This window comes from Streptomyces sp. NPDC091387 (assembly GCF_044756945.1).
In the GTDB taxonomy this organism is placed as follows: Bacteria; Actinomycetota; Actinomycetes; order Streptomycetales; family Streptomycetaceae; genus Streptomyces.
Genome location: NZ_JBIVTZ010000002.1, coordinates 290,402 through 305,376, shown reverse-complemented (window position 1 = coordinate 305,376; position 14,975 = coordinate 290,402). Strand labels below are relative to the sequence as shown.

Below are 14,975 nucleotides of genomic sequence, written 5' to 3'. Positions count from 1 at the left end.
ACATCGAATTCCTGCCACACTGGGGAGATGCTGAAGAATGTCGCCGCGCTGCTCCTCGACGAGGTCCACCCCTTCGAACTCGGCGTGCTCTGCGAGGTGTTCGGGCTCGACCGCAGCGAGGAGGGCCTGCCGGTGCACGACTTCGCCGTGGTCTCCGCCGAGGGCCCCGTGCTGCAGACCCACGCCGGGTTCACCATCAGCACCCCGTACGGACTCGACCGCCTGGAGGAGGCCGACCTCATCGCCGTGCCGGCCGGCAGCCACTTCATGGACCGGGAGTACCCGCAGGAGGTCCTGGACGCCCTGCGCCGGGCCGTGGACCGCGGCGCCCGGGTCCTGAGCGTCTGCTCGGGGGCGTACGTGCTGGGCGCGGCCGGACTGCTGGACGGCCGCCGCTGCACCACGCACTGGCGGCACTCCGACGAGCTGGCCCGCCGCTTCCCGCTGGCGATCGTCGAGCCGGACGTGCTGTACGTGGACGAGGGCTCCGTCATCACCTCGGCGGGCACGGCCGCGGGGATCGACGCCTGTCTGCACCTGGTCCGCCAGGCCTACGGCCCCGCCGCCGCCAACACCATCGCCCGCCGCATGGTGGTGCCGCCGCACCGCGACGGCGGGCAGGCGCAGTACATCCAGCGGCCGCTGCCCCGCGACCGCTGCGACACGGTCGGCGACACCCTCGCCTGGATGGAGCGCAACCTCGACCGGGAGATGACCGTCGAACAGCTCGCCGCCCAGGCGCACATGTCGCCGCGCACCTTCGCCCGGCGCTTCCAGCAGGAGACGGGCACCACGCCCTACCGCTGGCTGCTGCGCCAACGGGTGCTGCTGGCCCAGCACCTCCTGGAGACATCGGATGAAACGATGGACACGATCGCCGGCCAGACCGGTTTCGGGAACGCCGCCGCGCTGCGCCATCAGTTCGTACGTTCGTTGGGCACCACACCACATGCGTACCGGCGGACCTTCCGCGGCCCCTCCGCCGTGAACGAAGTCGCCTGATCCTCAGGCGAGGTGACCTCCGATCATTCGTCCAACCGTTTCCCTCACCTGTCCATGGACCGGGCCCCGGCGAGGCACCAGGGTCTGACAGATGGACATCCGGACGGCAAGACGAAGGACCATCGGGGCCGTGGTGGCCGCGCTCGCCGCCACTCTGCTGCCCTGGCAGAGCGCCTCGGCCGTGGACGCACCCGCGGCGGCGCCCCCGCCCGAGGTGCTGCCCTCGCTGCGGCAGTGGCAGCCCGGCGAAGGGGAGTTCACCCTCACCGACCGGACCAGGATCGTGCTGGACGGGGTACGGGAGGAGCGCACCACCGCCGACGCGAAGAGGTTCTCGGGCGAGCTGAACGGGCACCCCTCGGTGTCGCGGGTCCGGTCCACCGCCCGGTCCGGGGACATCGTGCTGCGCCAGGACGCCTCCCTGAAGGGGTCGTTGGGCGCCGAGGGCTACCGGCTCGAAGTCGGCGACCGGGTCACGGTCACCGCCGCGACCTCCACGGGCGTGTTCTACGGCTCGCGCACCGTGCTCCAGCTGCTGAACGACGACGGCCGCGCGGCACGGGGTTCGGCGACCGACGTGCCCGCGTACCGCGAGCGCGGCGTCGGGGTCTGCGCCTGCTACATCAACGTCTCGCTCCCGTGGTTCGAGCGGCTGATGAAGGACATGGCCTCCCAGAAGCTCAACCAGCTCTGGATCGAGGCGAAGGTCAGGAGCGACACCGACCCGGAGTCGGCGTTCTGGGGCTACTACACCAAGCCGCAGATCCGCACCCTGGTCGCGATGGCGAAGAAGTACCACATCGACCTGGTGCCGGAGATCAACTCCCCCGGCCACATGGACACCTACCTGGAGAACCACCCGGAGCTCCAGCTCAAGGACAAGGACGGCGTCGCCTCGCCGCCCCGGCTGGACATCTCCCGGCCAGAGGCGCTGACGTACTACACGTCCCTGGTGGACGAGGCCCTGAAGGTGTGGGACACCCCCACCTGGCACATGGGCGCCGACGAGTACATGATCGGCTCCTCGTATCCGGACTACCCGCAGCTGCAGGCCGCCGCGACCGCCAGGTTCGGCGCCTCGGCCACCCCGGACGATCTCTTCGTCGACTTCATCAACCAGGTCAACAAGCACGTGAAGGCCGGCGGCCGGTCGCTGCGGATCTGGAACGACGGACTGGTCGGCCACAACGGCATCGTGCCGCTGGACCGCGACATCGCCGTCGAGCACTGGCTGGGCGGCGGCGCCATCCAGCAGCCGTCCGAGCTGCTGGCCGAGGGCCGTCCGGTGATGAACTCCGCGTACTCCCTCTACCTCGTGCGCGGCGGCTTCGCGATGGACACGCGGAAGCTGTACGAGAGCGACTGGACGCCCCTGCGCTTCGAGGGCCAGACGCTGCCCGCCACGGCGGCGAACCTGACCGGCGCGAAGATCAGCCTCTGGCCGGACAGCGCGGCGGCCGAGACCGAGAACGAGGTCGAGGCGAAGGTGTTCATGCCGCTGCGCTTCATCGCGCAGGCCACCTGGGGCGGCCCGAAGCCCAGTGAGACGTACGCCGGTTTCGAGGCCCTGGCCCGGCGGATCGGTCACGCGCCCGGCTGGGAGAACACCGACCGCACCCCGCTCGCCGACGGCACGTACCGGCTTGGCGCCGGCGCGAAGGCGCTCGCGCCCGGCACGGACTCCGGGGTGTCCCTGACCCGGGGCGCGACGGCTGGCTGGACGCTGACGGCGACCGACGACGGGTACTACACGGTCCGCTCGGCATCGGGCGGCCAGTGCCTGGACGTGGTGCGCGGGAAGAAGTACCTGGGCGCCCCGCTGGAGGTGGGGGCCGAGCTGTCGCTCGGCACCTGCGCGGCGGGCGCGCGGACCCAGCGCTGGCAGCTGGACGCCGGGGCGGGTGCGCTGGTGCTGCGCAACGCCGTCTCGCAGCTCCGGCTGACGGAGCGGGCCGCGGACGGCGCCGCGGTACAGACGACGGGCGGGACGCGCCTGACGGCGAAGTCCGCCTGACGCACGGCTGTGGGGCCCGCCGGTTCGGCGGGCCCCACAGGTGTGCCGGAGGTCAGATACCGCAGTTCGGCGCCGACCAGAAGTGGCTCGGCCCCTGGTTCACGTGGATGTGGTCACCGTGGTCCGGGTAGCCCGGCCCGAGGATCCCGTTGAACCCGTGGTTGCGGGCCTGCTGGGCGATGGTGCACAGGGGAAGTCCGCCCAGGTCCGCCGCGTCGCCGTACAGATGGCGGCTGCCGGCCGCGCCGCCGACCGCGCTGTTGCAGGGCGTGGAGCGGAAGCCGCTGTTGATCCGGATGGGATGGTCACCGAGCGCGTGGCGCAGCGCCTCCAGCTTCCACATGGTGCTCAGCGCGTTGGCTTTCGCGGTTCCCGCCGCGACGGCACCACCCGCCCAGGTGCTGTTGCAGGTGTTGTGCTCGGCGTAGGTGAAGTGGATGGGCGTGCAGTCGTTGTCCTGGAGCGCGTAGAGCTTGGCCTGGGTGGCGGGGCCGGCTACTCCGTCGGCGGCCAGTCCGTAGGCGGCCTGGAAGCGCTTGACGGCGGCCGTGGTGGCCGGTCCGTAGGAGCCGTCGACGGCGAGGACGGAGTTGTATCCGGGGTATCCGGCGACCCTGATCTGGAGCTGGACGACATCGTTGCCGGTGGCGCCGGAGGACAGGGTGCGGGTCCAGGTGTAGCAGCCGTCGGCCTGTGCGGTGCCGGCCGTGACGACGGCCCCGCCCCACGCGAAAGCCATGGTCATGACAAGGCCGAGCAGAAGTCTTGCGGAACGTCTGAGCATGGGGGGCTCCCTACCACGACGAAGGTGTGGACAGAGAGACTGTCGGACGAGTCGACGCGCGTCAACTATGCACAGGAGAAGGGTGGTTGACAGCCTGGAGAAGTGGCGGGGGCCCTGCCCGGCATACCGGTGCAGGGCCCCCGCGCAGCCGCGCGTTCAGCCGGTTCAGGCGTTGGGCACGATCTCGTAGCGCGGGGTGTTCTCCTCCATCTGCCGGAGCGCGTCCTTGCGGTCGCGCTTGGAGAGCCGGTCGATGTACAGGTACCCGTACAGGTGGTCCGTCTCGTGCTGGAGGCAGCGGGCGAAGTAGCCGTTGCCCCGCACCTTGACGGGGTTGCCCTTCGCGTCCTGTCCGCGCACCACCGCGTAGTCCGGGCGGGCCAGCGAGGCGTACGCCGTCGGGACCGAGAGGCAGCCCTCGTTCGCGTCGTCCAGGACGCGCTCCTCGGGCGGCAGCTCGTCGAGCACCGGGTTGCAGATGACACCGGTGTGCCGCACCCCGTCGTCGTCCGGGCAGTCGTAGACGAAGACCTTGAGGTCCACCCCGATCTGGTTGGCGGCCAGGCCCACGCCCTCCGCCGTCCGCTGGCTGGCGAACATGTCGTCGATCAGCGTGGCCAGCTTGTCGTCGAACGCCGTGACGTCCTTGCACTCCTTGTGCAGGACGGGGTTGCCCACGACCGTGATCGGGTGCGAGGTGCCGCGCTCGCGGTATGCCGCCTCACGCGCCTCACAGTCCTCGGTGTCGACGAGGAAACCCTCGTCGTCGACGCTGATCTGCTCGTCCGTCTCCTGCTGCGCCATGTCCGCCGTACGCCTTCCTCACAACGTGAAACCCGGGGTCCGCCGCTCGCGAGAACCCGGGCGCCCGAGCACCGGAATCGGTGCGCGTACAGCCTACGGGCACAGGTCAGCAGACTTCTTCGAGATCCCGCCACTCACGGCTGTCCGGACTGTCCGCCACCCAGCCGTCCAGCAGGCCGCGCACCAGCCCGGCGGGCGCCGCCAGCCCGCACTCACGCTCCGGTACCCACAGCTCACCCGCGGTGCGGTGCCCCAGCGGGCCGGGGTGTCCCGGCTCACTGTGGTCGTGCGGGTCGAGGTGCTCGCCGTCGCCCTCGTCGCTCTCCATCCGGCTCTCCGAGCAGGCCCGGCACAGCAGCCGCACCGACGAGGACCAGTCCTCCGCGGCGAAACCGGCGTCGGACGCCAGCTGCTCCAGGGCGTCCCGGTCCGCCTCCGTGGCGGCTTCGAGCAGCACCACCCAGGTCGGCACGGGCGACGGCGCCCACAGCTCGATCTCGTCGAAGACGGGGTACGAGGGCCCGGCCGCGGTGATCCGCTCGCCGTTCGGCACCCCGTCGTGCAGCACGACCTCGCCCCAGCGCCGCCCGGAGGACGGCAGCGGGATCGACAGCACTTCCATCCGCGCCGGGTCCAGCCTGCGGCCCCACACGACCTCGGCCTCGCCCTCGGGCGACAGCCGTACGGCCGCGCTGCCCAGCTCCATGCCGACCGGCTCGCTGTTGGAGGCCGGGGTCTGCTGCCCGCCGCCGGGCACCTTCAGCCCGTACGCCTGCCAGGCCCGGCGCGCCAGCGGCCAGTCCTGCAACGCGGTGGCGGCGATCCCGACGTTCCACCAGTCGGGAGCACCGGACTCCTTGTCGAGCAGCGCGACGGCCCGCAGGCCGGCGGCCCGCGCCTGCTCCCAGTCGTGCCGGAACTTGTGCAGCAGCGCCAGGTTGAACCATGACTCGGAGAGCCAGGGCTCCAGGTCCGCCGCACGCGTCAGCAATGCGCCCGCGTCCTCGTACCGGCCGTCGCCGATCAGCGTGAACGCGCGGTCCGTGGCCTGCCGCCAAGAGGCGGAGGGCCGATGCCGTACCTTCCCGAAGATCCTCACGATTCCCGCCTGTCCCGACTGGACACCCTCGTTCTACGCTCTCCTTCGCATCCAACCATGCCCGGCCGGACGCCCGCTCATTACCCATGGGTTACCCAGGTGGGACAGGGGTCAGACCGCCCCTGGCCAGAACCCGGGCGAGCGATTCCACGACCTGGGGCTGGTAGTCGTGGCCGGTCCCGAGCCTGAGCTGTTCCAGCGCGCCGAGCGGCCCGCCGATACTTTCCCCGCAGAGGTCGTCGTATGCGTTGACCGCCCTGACGATCCTGGCGGAAAGCGGCTGCTCGCGATAGGGGTCTGCCTGCCGCTCCACCACGACGGCGACCTTCGCGTCGACCCCGGTCTGGCGGACCACGGCCCCGCCGAGCAGGGCGATACGGCGCTGTTCGGCGGCGGGCAGCGTGGCGGTGGCGCCCTCCCTGACCGGGTCGACGAGCGAGAGCTGGCCGATGTCGTGCATCAGGGCCGCGTACTCCAGGACCGTGAGCTCGGGCCCGGAGAGCCCCAGCTCGCGGCCGACGGCCGTGCAGAGGTCCGCCACCCTGCGGGCGTGGCCGTGCGGGGTGTATCCGGCGATCTCGGTGGAGCGGGCGAGCGAGGCGATGGTCTGCCGGTAGGTGATGCGGACGGCGACGAAGCGGCGGAACGACAGCTGGGTGAGCAGCAGCGGCACGCATAGGACGGGCAGTGCCCACAGCCCGGCCGCGGCGACGCCGAGCGCCATGACCGCGCCCGTCGCGCAGACCGCGGAGCCGATGCCGGTCAGGGCCCGCAGCTCGTCGCGGAGCAGCGGGCCGTACGGGACGGGGGTGCCGGCCCGCAGCAGCAGGGCGCCCAGGACGGCGTCGCACAGCGCGGTGAGGCCGAGCAGCAGGAGCAGGAAGGCCGCGTAGTACGGCCCGTCCCCGAACCAGCTCTCGGACCGGCCCGAGTTGTAGAGCGGCTGGAAGCACACGGCCGCGAAGGTGACGGTCAGGACGCGGCGGGCCAGCTGGTCCGGGCCCGGCTCGCTGCCGCGTGCGACATGGGGCACGGAGGCGACGAGCTGGGCCGCGACGAGCACGGCGATCACCTGGAGCACGTCCTGGCCGGTGGGCTCCCCGCCGCTGCGGCCGAGCAGGGCGTACGCGAGGGCCCCGGCGGCGCCGAGCGGCGCGGGCTCCCGTTCCCCGGGGAGGGCGCCCCAGCGGGCCAGCTCGCCGATCGTGATGAGCACCCCGAAGGCGAGGGCGTGGCCGGGGGCGTGGACCCCGAGCCAGACGGTGTGCCCGAGGGCGGCGGCGGTGAGCGCGAGGGCGGCGCCGCGCACGGCCAGGGTGGCCCGGGGCGGCCGGGCCCGCTCCGGACTCACCGCCGCCGGTCCGGCGACCCGGACGGTGACGGCGACGCACCGGAATCGGGCCCGTCCGGCGGCCGAGGACGCGCCGGCCCCGGGGCGGCCCCGCCGCGCGGCCCCGGCACCTCGTCCGCCGTCACCGCCTCCGCCCACCCGTGCCGCTCCAGGCCGCGCGCCAGCGCCCGCACCATCTGCGGATCGAACTGGGTGCCGGCACACCGCTTGAGCTCCTCCACGGCGACCGGCACCGGCCGCCCCGGCCGGTAGGACCGGGTCGAGGTCATCGCGTCGAAGGCGTCGGCGACGGCGACGACCCGGGCGAACTCGGGGATCTCGCGGCCGGCCAGCCCGTAGGGGTACCCGCTGCCGTCGAGCCGTTCGTGGTGGTGCAGGATCGCGGCCCGCGCCTCACCGAGGAAGCCGATGCCGCGGACGATCTCGTGCCCGTACTCCGGGTGCAGCTCGATCACCCGCCGCTCCTCCGGTGTCAGCGGCCCGTCCTTGCGCAGCACCCGGGTCGGCACGCCGAGCTTGCCGACGTCGTGCAGGATGCCGGCGAACCGGAGCACCTCGACGCGGTCCCGCGCCATGCCCAGCTCGTCCGCGATCAGCACGGAGGCGCGCCCCACCCGCTCGCTGTGGCCGCGGGTGTAGGTGTCCTTGATGTCGACGGCCTGCACCAGGGCCCTGATGGTGGCGCGGTGCGCGGCGTGCTCGCGGTGGTACTGGGCGAAGACCCAGCAGGAGATGTACATCGGCAGCAGGACGAAGAGCGCGGCCAGCGGCCCGTACGAGCTGCTCCACAGGACCGCCATCATCAGTCCGGCGAGGCCGTGCACGAGGTGGGGGCCGAGCGAGCGGGGCAGCAGCCCGCTCCAGGCGCGCCGCACGGGCAGTTGCTCGGCCGCGGCCAGGATCGAGCCGTCCAGTGCGGTCAGCACGAGGCTGAAGGCCAGTGCGGCGGCGCAGGCGGGCAGCAGTGCGTAGGGGAGGTCGGGGAGCCGCCCGGGGCCGGAGCCGCCGAGGGCGGCGGGACCGCCGAGCAGGACGTGGACGCGGGAGGCCACCCAGACGGCGAGGACGAGCTGTGCCGCCCGCCAGACGCGGCGGGCGGCGGCCGGGGGTTTCTCCACCCGGCCGACGAGTGAGCCGGGTATCGCGACCAGTGCCGCGGCGGCCGGCGGCAGCAGGAGGGCGGCGGCCAGCAGCAGCGGAAAGAACGATCCGGCACTGACCGGCACGGAGGTGCGGAAGAAGGGGAAGCGGCCGGGAAGTTCACAGGCCAGGTAGAGCCCGGTGAGCAGTCCGAGGGTGGTCCACGGGGTGCCCGCGCCGGGACGCAGCGCGGGCAGTACGCACAGGCCCGCGCAGAGCGCGACGGCCATGATGTACGCCCGCGCCGCGCCGCGTGTGGCTCTCACCCGTTCCGCCCGCCCCCCAGCATCGCCAATGGAGGCGCCAGGCTAGCGAGTTGGGCGTCCCGGCTGAGTGCCGACGGCCGCGATTAGCACGTTCGGGTGATGCGTCAGTCCTTGGCGGCGGCCGGCTGCCCGGTGTCGGAGACCGACACGTCCTGCTCGGGCACCGCCTGGCCGGAGCGGATCAGGTCGATCCGCCCCATCACCTTGGAGCGCAGGTCGGCCGGTACGTCGTCCTGACCGCAGCAGCGCTTGACCAGCTTCTTCACGGCCTGCTCCAGCCCGTACTTCTCCAGGCAGGGAGAGCACTCGCCGAAGTGCGTCTCGAACTTGGTGCAGTCGCTGTCGGGCATCTCCCGGTCGAGGAACTCGTAGAGGTGGTCAAGGACCTCTGAGCAATCCGTCTCGTGCGGCTCTCCGCAGCTCATGAGCCCGAGCCTTTCCGATCGTCCGACTCACCGGCACCCGCCGGGACGAGCCCGCGGTCACGGGCGTAGTCCTCCAGCATGCCGCGCAGTTGACGGCGGCCCCGGTGCAGTCGGGACATCACCGTACCGATGGGAGTCCCCATGATGTCCGCGATCTCCTTGTAGGCAAAGCCCTCTACATCGGCAAGATAAACGGCGATGCGGAACTCTTCGGGAATCGCCTGCAGTGCGGACTTCACATCGGAGTCGGGCAGGTGGTCGAGGGCCTGGGACTCGGCGGAGCGCAGACCGGTCGACATGTGCGACTCGGCGCGGGCCAGCTGCCAGTCCTCGATCTCCTCGGCGGCACTGCGCTGGGGTTCGCGCTGCTTCTTGCGGTACGAGTTGATGAATGTGTTGGTGAGGATGCGGTACATCCACGCCTTGAGGTTGGTGCCCTCACGGAACTGGTGGAAGGAGCCGTATGCCTTGGCGTACGTCTCCTGGACCAGGTCCTCGGCATCCGCGGGGTTGCGCGTCATGCGCAGCGCGGCCGAGTACATCTGGTCGAGGAAACCGAGGGCATCGCGCTCGAAGCGCGCGTTGCGCTCGGCGGTCGTCTCCTGCGGGCGGCCGTCGTCGGTCCCTGTGTCGGTCCCAGTGACCGGACCCACCTCCTCCAACGCTGTGGCGGGACCGAAAGCGGACCCGCTCGAATCGGAGAATAGTCGACCTTGGTCCGGCGCGGGCTGTCGATCCGATCCGCTCAGTGCCCGCTCGGAAGTGGTCTTGGCCGCATGCAGCACCGTCCACTCCAGGTCAGCGGCGTTCGAGCGACGCGGGCAGATGGTCGAACCCATGCGACGGACTCCCTCTCCACATACGACGTTGGTGTACCGACATCCCACACAACAGTGGCCCCCCGCCCAACATTCCCGGGCCGTACGTCACACGATTCCGGCCAGCCATCCGGTCACGGCCGAGGTGAGGATCTCCATCGCCTGATCCTCGGTCACCCCCGACCGCTTCGGGACCGCGAAACCGTGGTCGCCGTGCGGCACCTCGGCGATCCGGTACTCCCCCGGAGGGAATTCGGCGGGCCTGCCGAACGAGTCGTGCCCGCCCTGGACCACCAGGGTGGGCACACCGGAGGCCAGCAACTCGTCCTTGCGGGACTTCTCCGGCCGGCCCGGCGGGTGCAGCGGGAAGCTGAGCGCGAGGACCGCACGGGCGCCGAGTCCGGACGCGGTGCGGCAGGCGACCCGGGCCCCGGCGCTGCGTCCCCCGGCGACGACCGGGAGCCCGGAAGCCGCCAGAACCGGCCACAGTCCGCGCCAGCCGGTGTCCAGGGTCTTCGGGGCGGGGGCGAGCCTCTTCCCCGCGACCCGCCAGGGCTGCTCCACCAGAGCGACGCTCACCCCGTGCGCGGGCAGTGCGGCGGCCAGCGCCCGCAGGTCCCGGGCCTCGATGCCGCCGCCCGCGCCGTGGCCGAGGGCGAGCAGGAGGCGGGGTTCACGGGCGGGCCGCCAGGTGATCCGGGCGGTCCCGGCCTCGGTGTCGACCGTTTCGGTGCGTGGGGCTGTCCCGGTGGCTTTCACGGGCCCCATCCAACCAAGGCCCGCGCGGCGGGCACCGGTGCGACCCGGGTCCCGGAAGAACGTTCAGAAGAGCGTGCCGACCTCGGGCGCGGCCAGCTCGTCCAGCAACTCGGGTCCGTTGTTGCGGACGTTGCTGACGGCGGTTGCCACCGGATAGGCCCGCATCAGCCCGCCGGGCGGCGGTGTCAGCAGTCCCCGCAGCTCCTCGACGCCGGTGTGCGAGGGGTCCAGCCAGTCGTCCCAGCGGTCCGGGGTGAGCATCAGCGGCATCCGGGGGTGGATGTCGGCGAGCGCGGCGGGGCCCTCGGCCGGAGCCACGGCCAGCGGGCTCGTCTCCGCCTCGGTCGTGATCACCGAGCAGGTCACCCACCAGGCCTGCGGATGGTCGTCCGGCAGGGTCCGGTCGCGCCAGAACTCGTAGAGACCGGCCATCGCGAAGACCGATCCGTCGGCAGGGGTCACGAAGTACGGCTGCTTGCGGGGCCGCTTCCTGCGCCCCTTCTCCTCCAGTTGCCGTTCCTCGCCGCCGGTCACCCACTCGTAATAGCCGTCGGCCGGCAGGATGCAGCGCCGCGAGACGAAGGGGCGGCGGAAGGACGGCTTCTCGTGCACCGTCTCGGCGCGGGCGTTGATCATCCGGGCGCCGCCCTCCGGCGATTTGGCCCAGGAGGGGACGAGCCCCCATTTCAATGCGCGCAACTGGCGAACCGGACGCTGGTCATCCGCGTCTTTCACCGGACGTTCCAGTACGGCGTAGACCTCCTTGGTCGGCGCCACGTTGTAATCGGGCTCCAGCGTCTCGGCCGGTTCCCACTTCTCCACCTGGAAGAGTCCGGTCAGATCCTCGGGCCGCCGACTCGCTGCATACCGTCCGCACATAAGTGCCAGACTGCCACGACCGCCATCCCGACCGGACGTCAATACCGCAAGGAGCCGCCCACGCCATGGACAGCACCGATCTCGGCAATCTGTGGGACCGCGTCTTCGGCACCCAGCCGCTCCCCGAACAGTGGCTGGTCGTGGTGACCGCCACGGCCGCGCTCATCGCCGTCGTGCCCAATTTCATATGGCGGCTGACCCGCAACGCGATCACCATCGCCCACGAGGGCGGCCACGGACTGGTCGCCCTGCTCACCGGGCGGCAGCTCTCGGGCATCCGGCTGCACTCGGACACCAGCGGGCTGACGGTGAGCCGCGGCAAGCCGACCGGCATCGGCATGGTCCTCACCGCGGCGGCCGGCTACACCGCACCGCCGCTGCTGGGCCTCGGCGGCGCGTGGCTGCTCGTCAACGGCCGGATCACGCTGCTGCTCTGGCTGGCGACGGCACTGCTCGCGGTGATGCTGGTGATGATCCGCAATGTGTACGGGGCGCTGACGGTGATCCTCACCGGTTCGCTCTTCCTGCTGATGTCGTGGCTGGCCTCGCCCGACTGGCAGTCGCTGTTCGCGTACAGCGCGGTCTGGTTCCTGCTGCTGGGCGGCGTGCGTCCGGCGTTCGAGCTCCAGTCCAAGCGGCGGCACGGCGGTGCGCCGGACTCGGACGCGGACCAGCTGTCCCGGCTGACGGACGTACCGGCCGCGCTCTGGCTGTTCCTGTTCCACGCCGTGTCGCTCTGCTCGCTGATCGGCGGCGGACGCTGGCTGCTGGGCCTGTGACCTCGCATCTCACCACTCCCGCGCCGACGGCCCCGGATTGCCGGTCGGTCTAAAGTGAGCCCCATGACCGAAAGTTCCGTGCACCCCGCCCTCTGGCCCGCCCCTCACGCGAGCGGAGCCGTCGACGCGACCGTCACCGTGCCCGGATCGAAGTCGGTCACCAATCGCGCGCTGGTGCTGGCCGCGCTCTCCTCCGAGCCCGGCTGGCTGCGCCGCCCGCTGCGCTCCCGCGACACCCTGCTGATGGCTGACGCGCTGCGCGCGATGGGCGTCGGCATCGAGGAGACGGTGTCCTCCAGCTCCTCGGTCGCGGGCGGCCCGGACGGCTCCGGCGAGGCCTGGCGGGTCATCCCGGCCGGTCTGCACGGTCCGGTCACCATCGACGTCGGCAACGCCGGCACGGTCATGCGCTTCCTGCCCCCGGTGGCGACGCTCGCCGACGGCCCGGTCCACTTCGACGGCGACCCGCGCTCCTACGAGCGCCCGCTGACCGGGGTGATCGACGCCCTGCGGGTGCTCGGCGCCCGGATCGACGACGACGGCCGCGGCTCGCTGCCGACGACCGTGCACGGCGTCGGCGCGCTGGACGGCGGCCCGGTCGCGATCGACGCGTCCTCGTCCTCCCAGTTCGTCTCGGCGCTGCTGCTGTCGGCGCCGCGCTTCAACCAGGGCGTGGAGGTGCGTCACACCGGCACCCGGCTCCCGTCCATGCCGCACATCCGGATGACCGTCGACATGCTGCGGGCCGTCGGCGCCCAGGTCGACGAGCCGGAGACGGGCGGCGAACCGAACGTCTGGCGGGTCTCCCCCTCGGCACTGCTCGGCCGGGACCTGACCATCGAACCGGACCTCTCCAACGCCCAGCCGTTCCTGGCCGCGGCGCTGGTCACCGGCGGCCGGGTCACCGTGCCGGACTGGCCGCTGCACACCACTCAGCCGGGTGACGCGCTGCGCGACATCTTCACCGCCATGGGCGGCAGCTGCGAGCTGACCGAGCACGGGCTCACCTTCACCGGCTCCGGCCGGATCCACGGCATCGACGTCGACCTCGGCGAGGTGGGCGAGCTGACCCCGGGCATCGCGGCGGTCGCGGCCCTGGCCGACTCCCCCTCCACCCTGAGCGGCGTGGCCCATCTGCGGCTGCACGAGACGGACCGGCTGGCCGCACTCACCAAGGAGATCAACGAGCTGGGCGGCGAGGTCACCGAGACCGCCGACGGTCTCCACATCCGGCCTCGACCGCTGCACGGCGGTACCTTCCATACATACGACGACCACCGGATGGCCACCGCCGGGTCCGTCATCGGCCTTGCCGTCCCCGGAGTGGAGATCGAGAACGTGGCGACCACCGCCAAGACCCTGCCTGACTTCCCGCAGATGTGGACCCGAATGCTCGGGGCCTGAGACATGCGCCGCTACGGCAAGAACCCCGACGAGGACGACATCCGGGTCCGCCCCAACCGCAAGGGCAACCGGCCTCGTACGCATACCCGCCCCAAGCACGAGGACGCCGAGGACGGCATGGTCCTCACCGTGGACCGCGGCCGCCTCACCTGTCTCGTCGAGGGCCGCACGGTCGTCGCGATGAAGGCCCGTGAGCTGGGCCGCAAGGCCGCGGTGGTGGGCGACACCGTCTCCATCGTCGGTGACCTGTCCGGCGACAAGGACACCCTCGCCCGGATCGTCCGGATCGGTGAACGCCGCTCGGTACTGCGCCGGACGGCGGACGACGACGATCCGTTCGAGCGGGTGGTCGTCGCCAACGCCGACCAGCTCGCGATCGTCACCGCACTGGCCGATCCGGAACCCCGTCCGCGCATGATCGACCGCTGTCTGGTCGCCGCGTACGACGGCGGGCTCTCGCCCCTCCTGGTGCTGACCAAGTCGGATCTGGCGTCCCCGGACAAACTCCTGGAGGCGTACATCCCGCTGGGCGTGCCCTACATCGTCACCAACCGCGAGGAGCTGGAGAACGGCGACGCGGCGGAGCGGGTCCGCGAGCAGCTGCACGACCGGGTCACGGCCTTCGTCGGGCACTCCGGCGTCGGGAAGACCACGCTGGTCAACGCGCTGGTGCCGAAGGACCGGCGGCGTACGACCGGAGTGGTCAACGCGGTCACCGGACGCGGCCGCCACACCACCACGTCGGCCCTGGCGCTCCCGCTGCCGGACTACCGGGGCTGGGTGATCGACACCCCCGGCATCCGCTCCTTCGGCCTGCACCACATCGACCCGTCCCGGGTCATCAACGCCTTCCCCGACCTCCAGCCCGGCACCGAGGGCTGCCCGCGCGGCTGCACCCACGACAGCCGGCAACCGGAATGCGCGCTGGACGCCTGGGTGGCGGAGGGCCACGCCGATCCGGCCCGGCTGGACTCACTGCGCCGGCTGCTCTCCACGCGGGAGCGACGCGAAGGCGACTGACCCGGGCACGTTTGCGATCACTCGCCACCGGTAAGTGCATAATCACGAATCAAGCCCAGCGGTACGAGGCGGTCACCGATGCGGGAGGGGCACTGACGATGGCGTGGCTGCTGGTCGTGGTCGCGGGACTGCTGGAGACGGGCTTCGCCGTCTGTCTGAAGCTCTCGCACGGCTTCTCCCGGCTCTGGCCGACCATCGCGTTCTGCGTCTTCGCACTCGGCAGCTTCGGCCTCCTGACCATGTCGCTGAAGAAGCTCGACGTCGGTCCGGCCTACGCGGTGTGGACCGGCATCGGCGCGGCGGGCACCGCCATCTACGGCATGATCTTCCTCGACGACGTGGTCTCCACGCTCAAGCTGATCTCGATCTCGCTGGTGATCCTCGGCGTGATCGGGCTCCAGCTCTCGGGCTCCTCGCACTGAGACCGGCCG

General features: G+C 71.7%; 15 protein-coding genes. 6 read left to right on the top strand and 9 right to left on the bottom strand.

Annotated features, from left to right (window positions below; all coding sequences use genetic code 11):
- The first annotated feature begins 27 nt into the window (after nucleotides 1-27).
- Nucleotides 28-1,002 carry a helix-turn-helix domain-containing protein gene (locus ACIQM0_RS05675; RefSeq protein ID WP_401283801.1) on the top strand — a complete coding sequence of 325 codons (975 nt, stop codon included), beginning with the start codon at nucleotides 28-30 and terminating at the stop codon, nucleotides 1,000-1,002.
- A 91-nt stretch (nucleotides 1,003-1,093) separates the two neighbouring features.
- On the top strand, nucleotides 1,094-3,016 hold the full coding sequence (locus ACIQM0_RS05670; protein ID WP_401283799.1) for a family 20 glycosylhydrolase: 1,923 nt from the start codon (nucleotides 1,094-1,096) through the stop codon (nucleotides 3,014-3,016).
- A gap of 52 nt (nucleotides 3,017-3,068) precedes the next feature.
- Here ACIQM0_RS05670 and ACIQM0_RS05665 read toward each other — a convergent pair whose 3' ends face one another.
- The 9 genes from ACIQM0_RS05665 to ACIQM0_RS05625 form a co-directional block, all read right to left on the bottom strand.
- Nucleotides 3,069-3,800, bottom strand: a complete 732-nt coding sequence (locus ACIQM0_RS05665; protein WP_401283797.1) for a D-Ala-D-Ala carboxypeptidase family metallohydrolase — start codon at nucleotides 3,798-3,800, stop codon at nucleotides 3,069-3,071.
- 165 nt (nucleotides 3,801-3,965) lie between these two features.
- Entirely contained in the window at nucleotides 3,966-4,604 is a 639-nt protein-coding gene (gene def, locus ACIQM0_RS05660) for a peptide deformylase (RefSeq protein WP_363025790.1), read from the bottom strand.
- Between the two features lie 106 nt (nucleotides 4,605-4,710).
- Complete coding sequence (locus ACIQM0_RS05655; RefSeq protein WP_250967742.1) at nucleotides 4,711-5,703, bottom strand: hypothetical protein; 993 nt, start codon at nucleotides 5,701-5,703, stop codon at nucleotides 4,711-4,713.
- Between the two features lie 91 nt (nucleotides 5,704-5,794).
- Nucleotides 5,795-7,054, bottom strand: a complete 1,260-nt coding sequence (locus ACIQM0_RS05650; RefSeq protein ID WP_401283794.1) for an HD-GYP domain-containing protein — start codon at nucleotides 7,052-7,054, stop codon at nucleotides 5,795-5,797.
- Entirely contained in the window at nucleotides 7,051-8,460 is a 1,410-nt protein-coding gene (locus ACIQM0_RS05645; protein ID WP_401283792.1) for an HD-GYP domain-containing protein, read from the bottom strand. The genes ACIQM0_RS05650 and ACIQM0_RS05645 overlap by 4 nt, the downstream gene beginning before the upstream one ends.
- Before the next feature lie 104 nt (nucleotides 8,461-8,564).
- Entirely contained in the window at nucleotides 8,565-8,885 is a 321-nt protein-coding gene (gene rsrA / locus ACIQM0_RS05640) for a mycothiol system anti-sigma-R factor (RefSeq protein ID WP_363025784.1), read from the bottom strand.
- Nucleotides 8,882-9,538, bottom strand: coding sequence for a sigma-70 family RNA polymerase sigma factor (locus ACIQM0_RS05635; protein WP_018105559.1), 657 nt, complete (start codon nucleotides 9,536-9,538; stop codon nucleotides 8,882-8,884). The genes rsrA and ACIQM0_RS05635 overlap by 4 nt, the downstream gene beginning before the upstream one ends.
- Before the next feature lie 273 nt (nucleotides 9,539-9,811).
- Nucleotides 9,812-10,471 (bottom strand): alpha/beta family hydrolase, encoded by a 660-nt coding sequence (locus ACIQM0_RS05630; RefSeq protein ID WP_401283791.1) that lies wholly within the window; start codon nucleotides 10,469-10,471, stop codon nucleotides 9,812-9,814.
- Between the two features lie 54 nt (nucleotides 10,472-10,525).
- On the bottom strand, nucleotides 10,526-11,341 hold the full coding sequence (locus ACIQM0_RS05625; protein ID WP_401283789.1) for an SOS response-associated peptidase: 816 nt from the start codon (nucleotides 11,339-11,341) through the stop codon (nucleotides 10,526-10,528).
- Between the two features lie 65 nt (nucleotides 11,342-11,406).
- Between ACIQM0_RS05625 and ACIQM0_RS05620 the strand changes: the two genes are divergently transcribed.
- The 4 genes from ACIQM0_RS05620 (at nucleotide 11,407) to ACIQM0_RS05605 (ending at nucleotide 14,966) form a co-directional block, all read left to right on the top strand.
- Nucleotides 11,407-12,120, top strand: a complete 714-nt coding sequence (locus ACIQM0_RS05620) for a M50 family metallopeptidase (RefSeq protein WP_363025779.1) — start codon at nucleotides 11,407-11,409, stop codon at nucleotides 12,118-12,120.
- Nucleotides 12,121-12,183: 63 nt separating this feature from the next.
- Entirely contained in the window at nucleotides 12,184-13,524 is a 1,341-nt protein-coding gene (aroA, locus tag ACIQM0_RS05615; RefSeq protein ID WP_401283786.1) for a 3-phosphoshikimate 1-carboxyvinyltransferase, read from the top strand.
- A gap of 3 nt (nucleotides 13,525-13,527) precedes the next feature.
- The gene (gene rsgA / locus ACIQM0_RS05610) at nucleotides 13,528-14,544 is read left to right on the top strand and encodes a ribosome small subunit-dependent GTPase A (protein WP_363025776.1); all 1,017 of its coding nucleotides are present in this window, start codon (nucleotides 13,528-13,530) and stop codon (nucleotides 14,542-14,544) included.
- A gap of 98 nt (nucleotides 14,545-14,642) precedes the next feature.
- On the top strand, nucleotides 14,643-14,966 hold the full coding sequence (locus ACIQM0_RS05605) for a multidrug efflux SMR transporter (RefSeq protein ID WP_362957358.1): 324 nt from the start codon (nucleotides 14,643-14,645) through the stop codon (nucleotides 14,964-14,966).
- Nucleotides 14,967-14,975 lie beyond the last annotated feature (9 nt).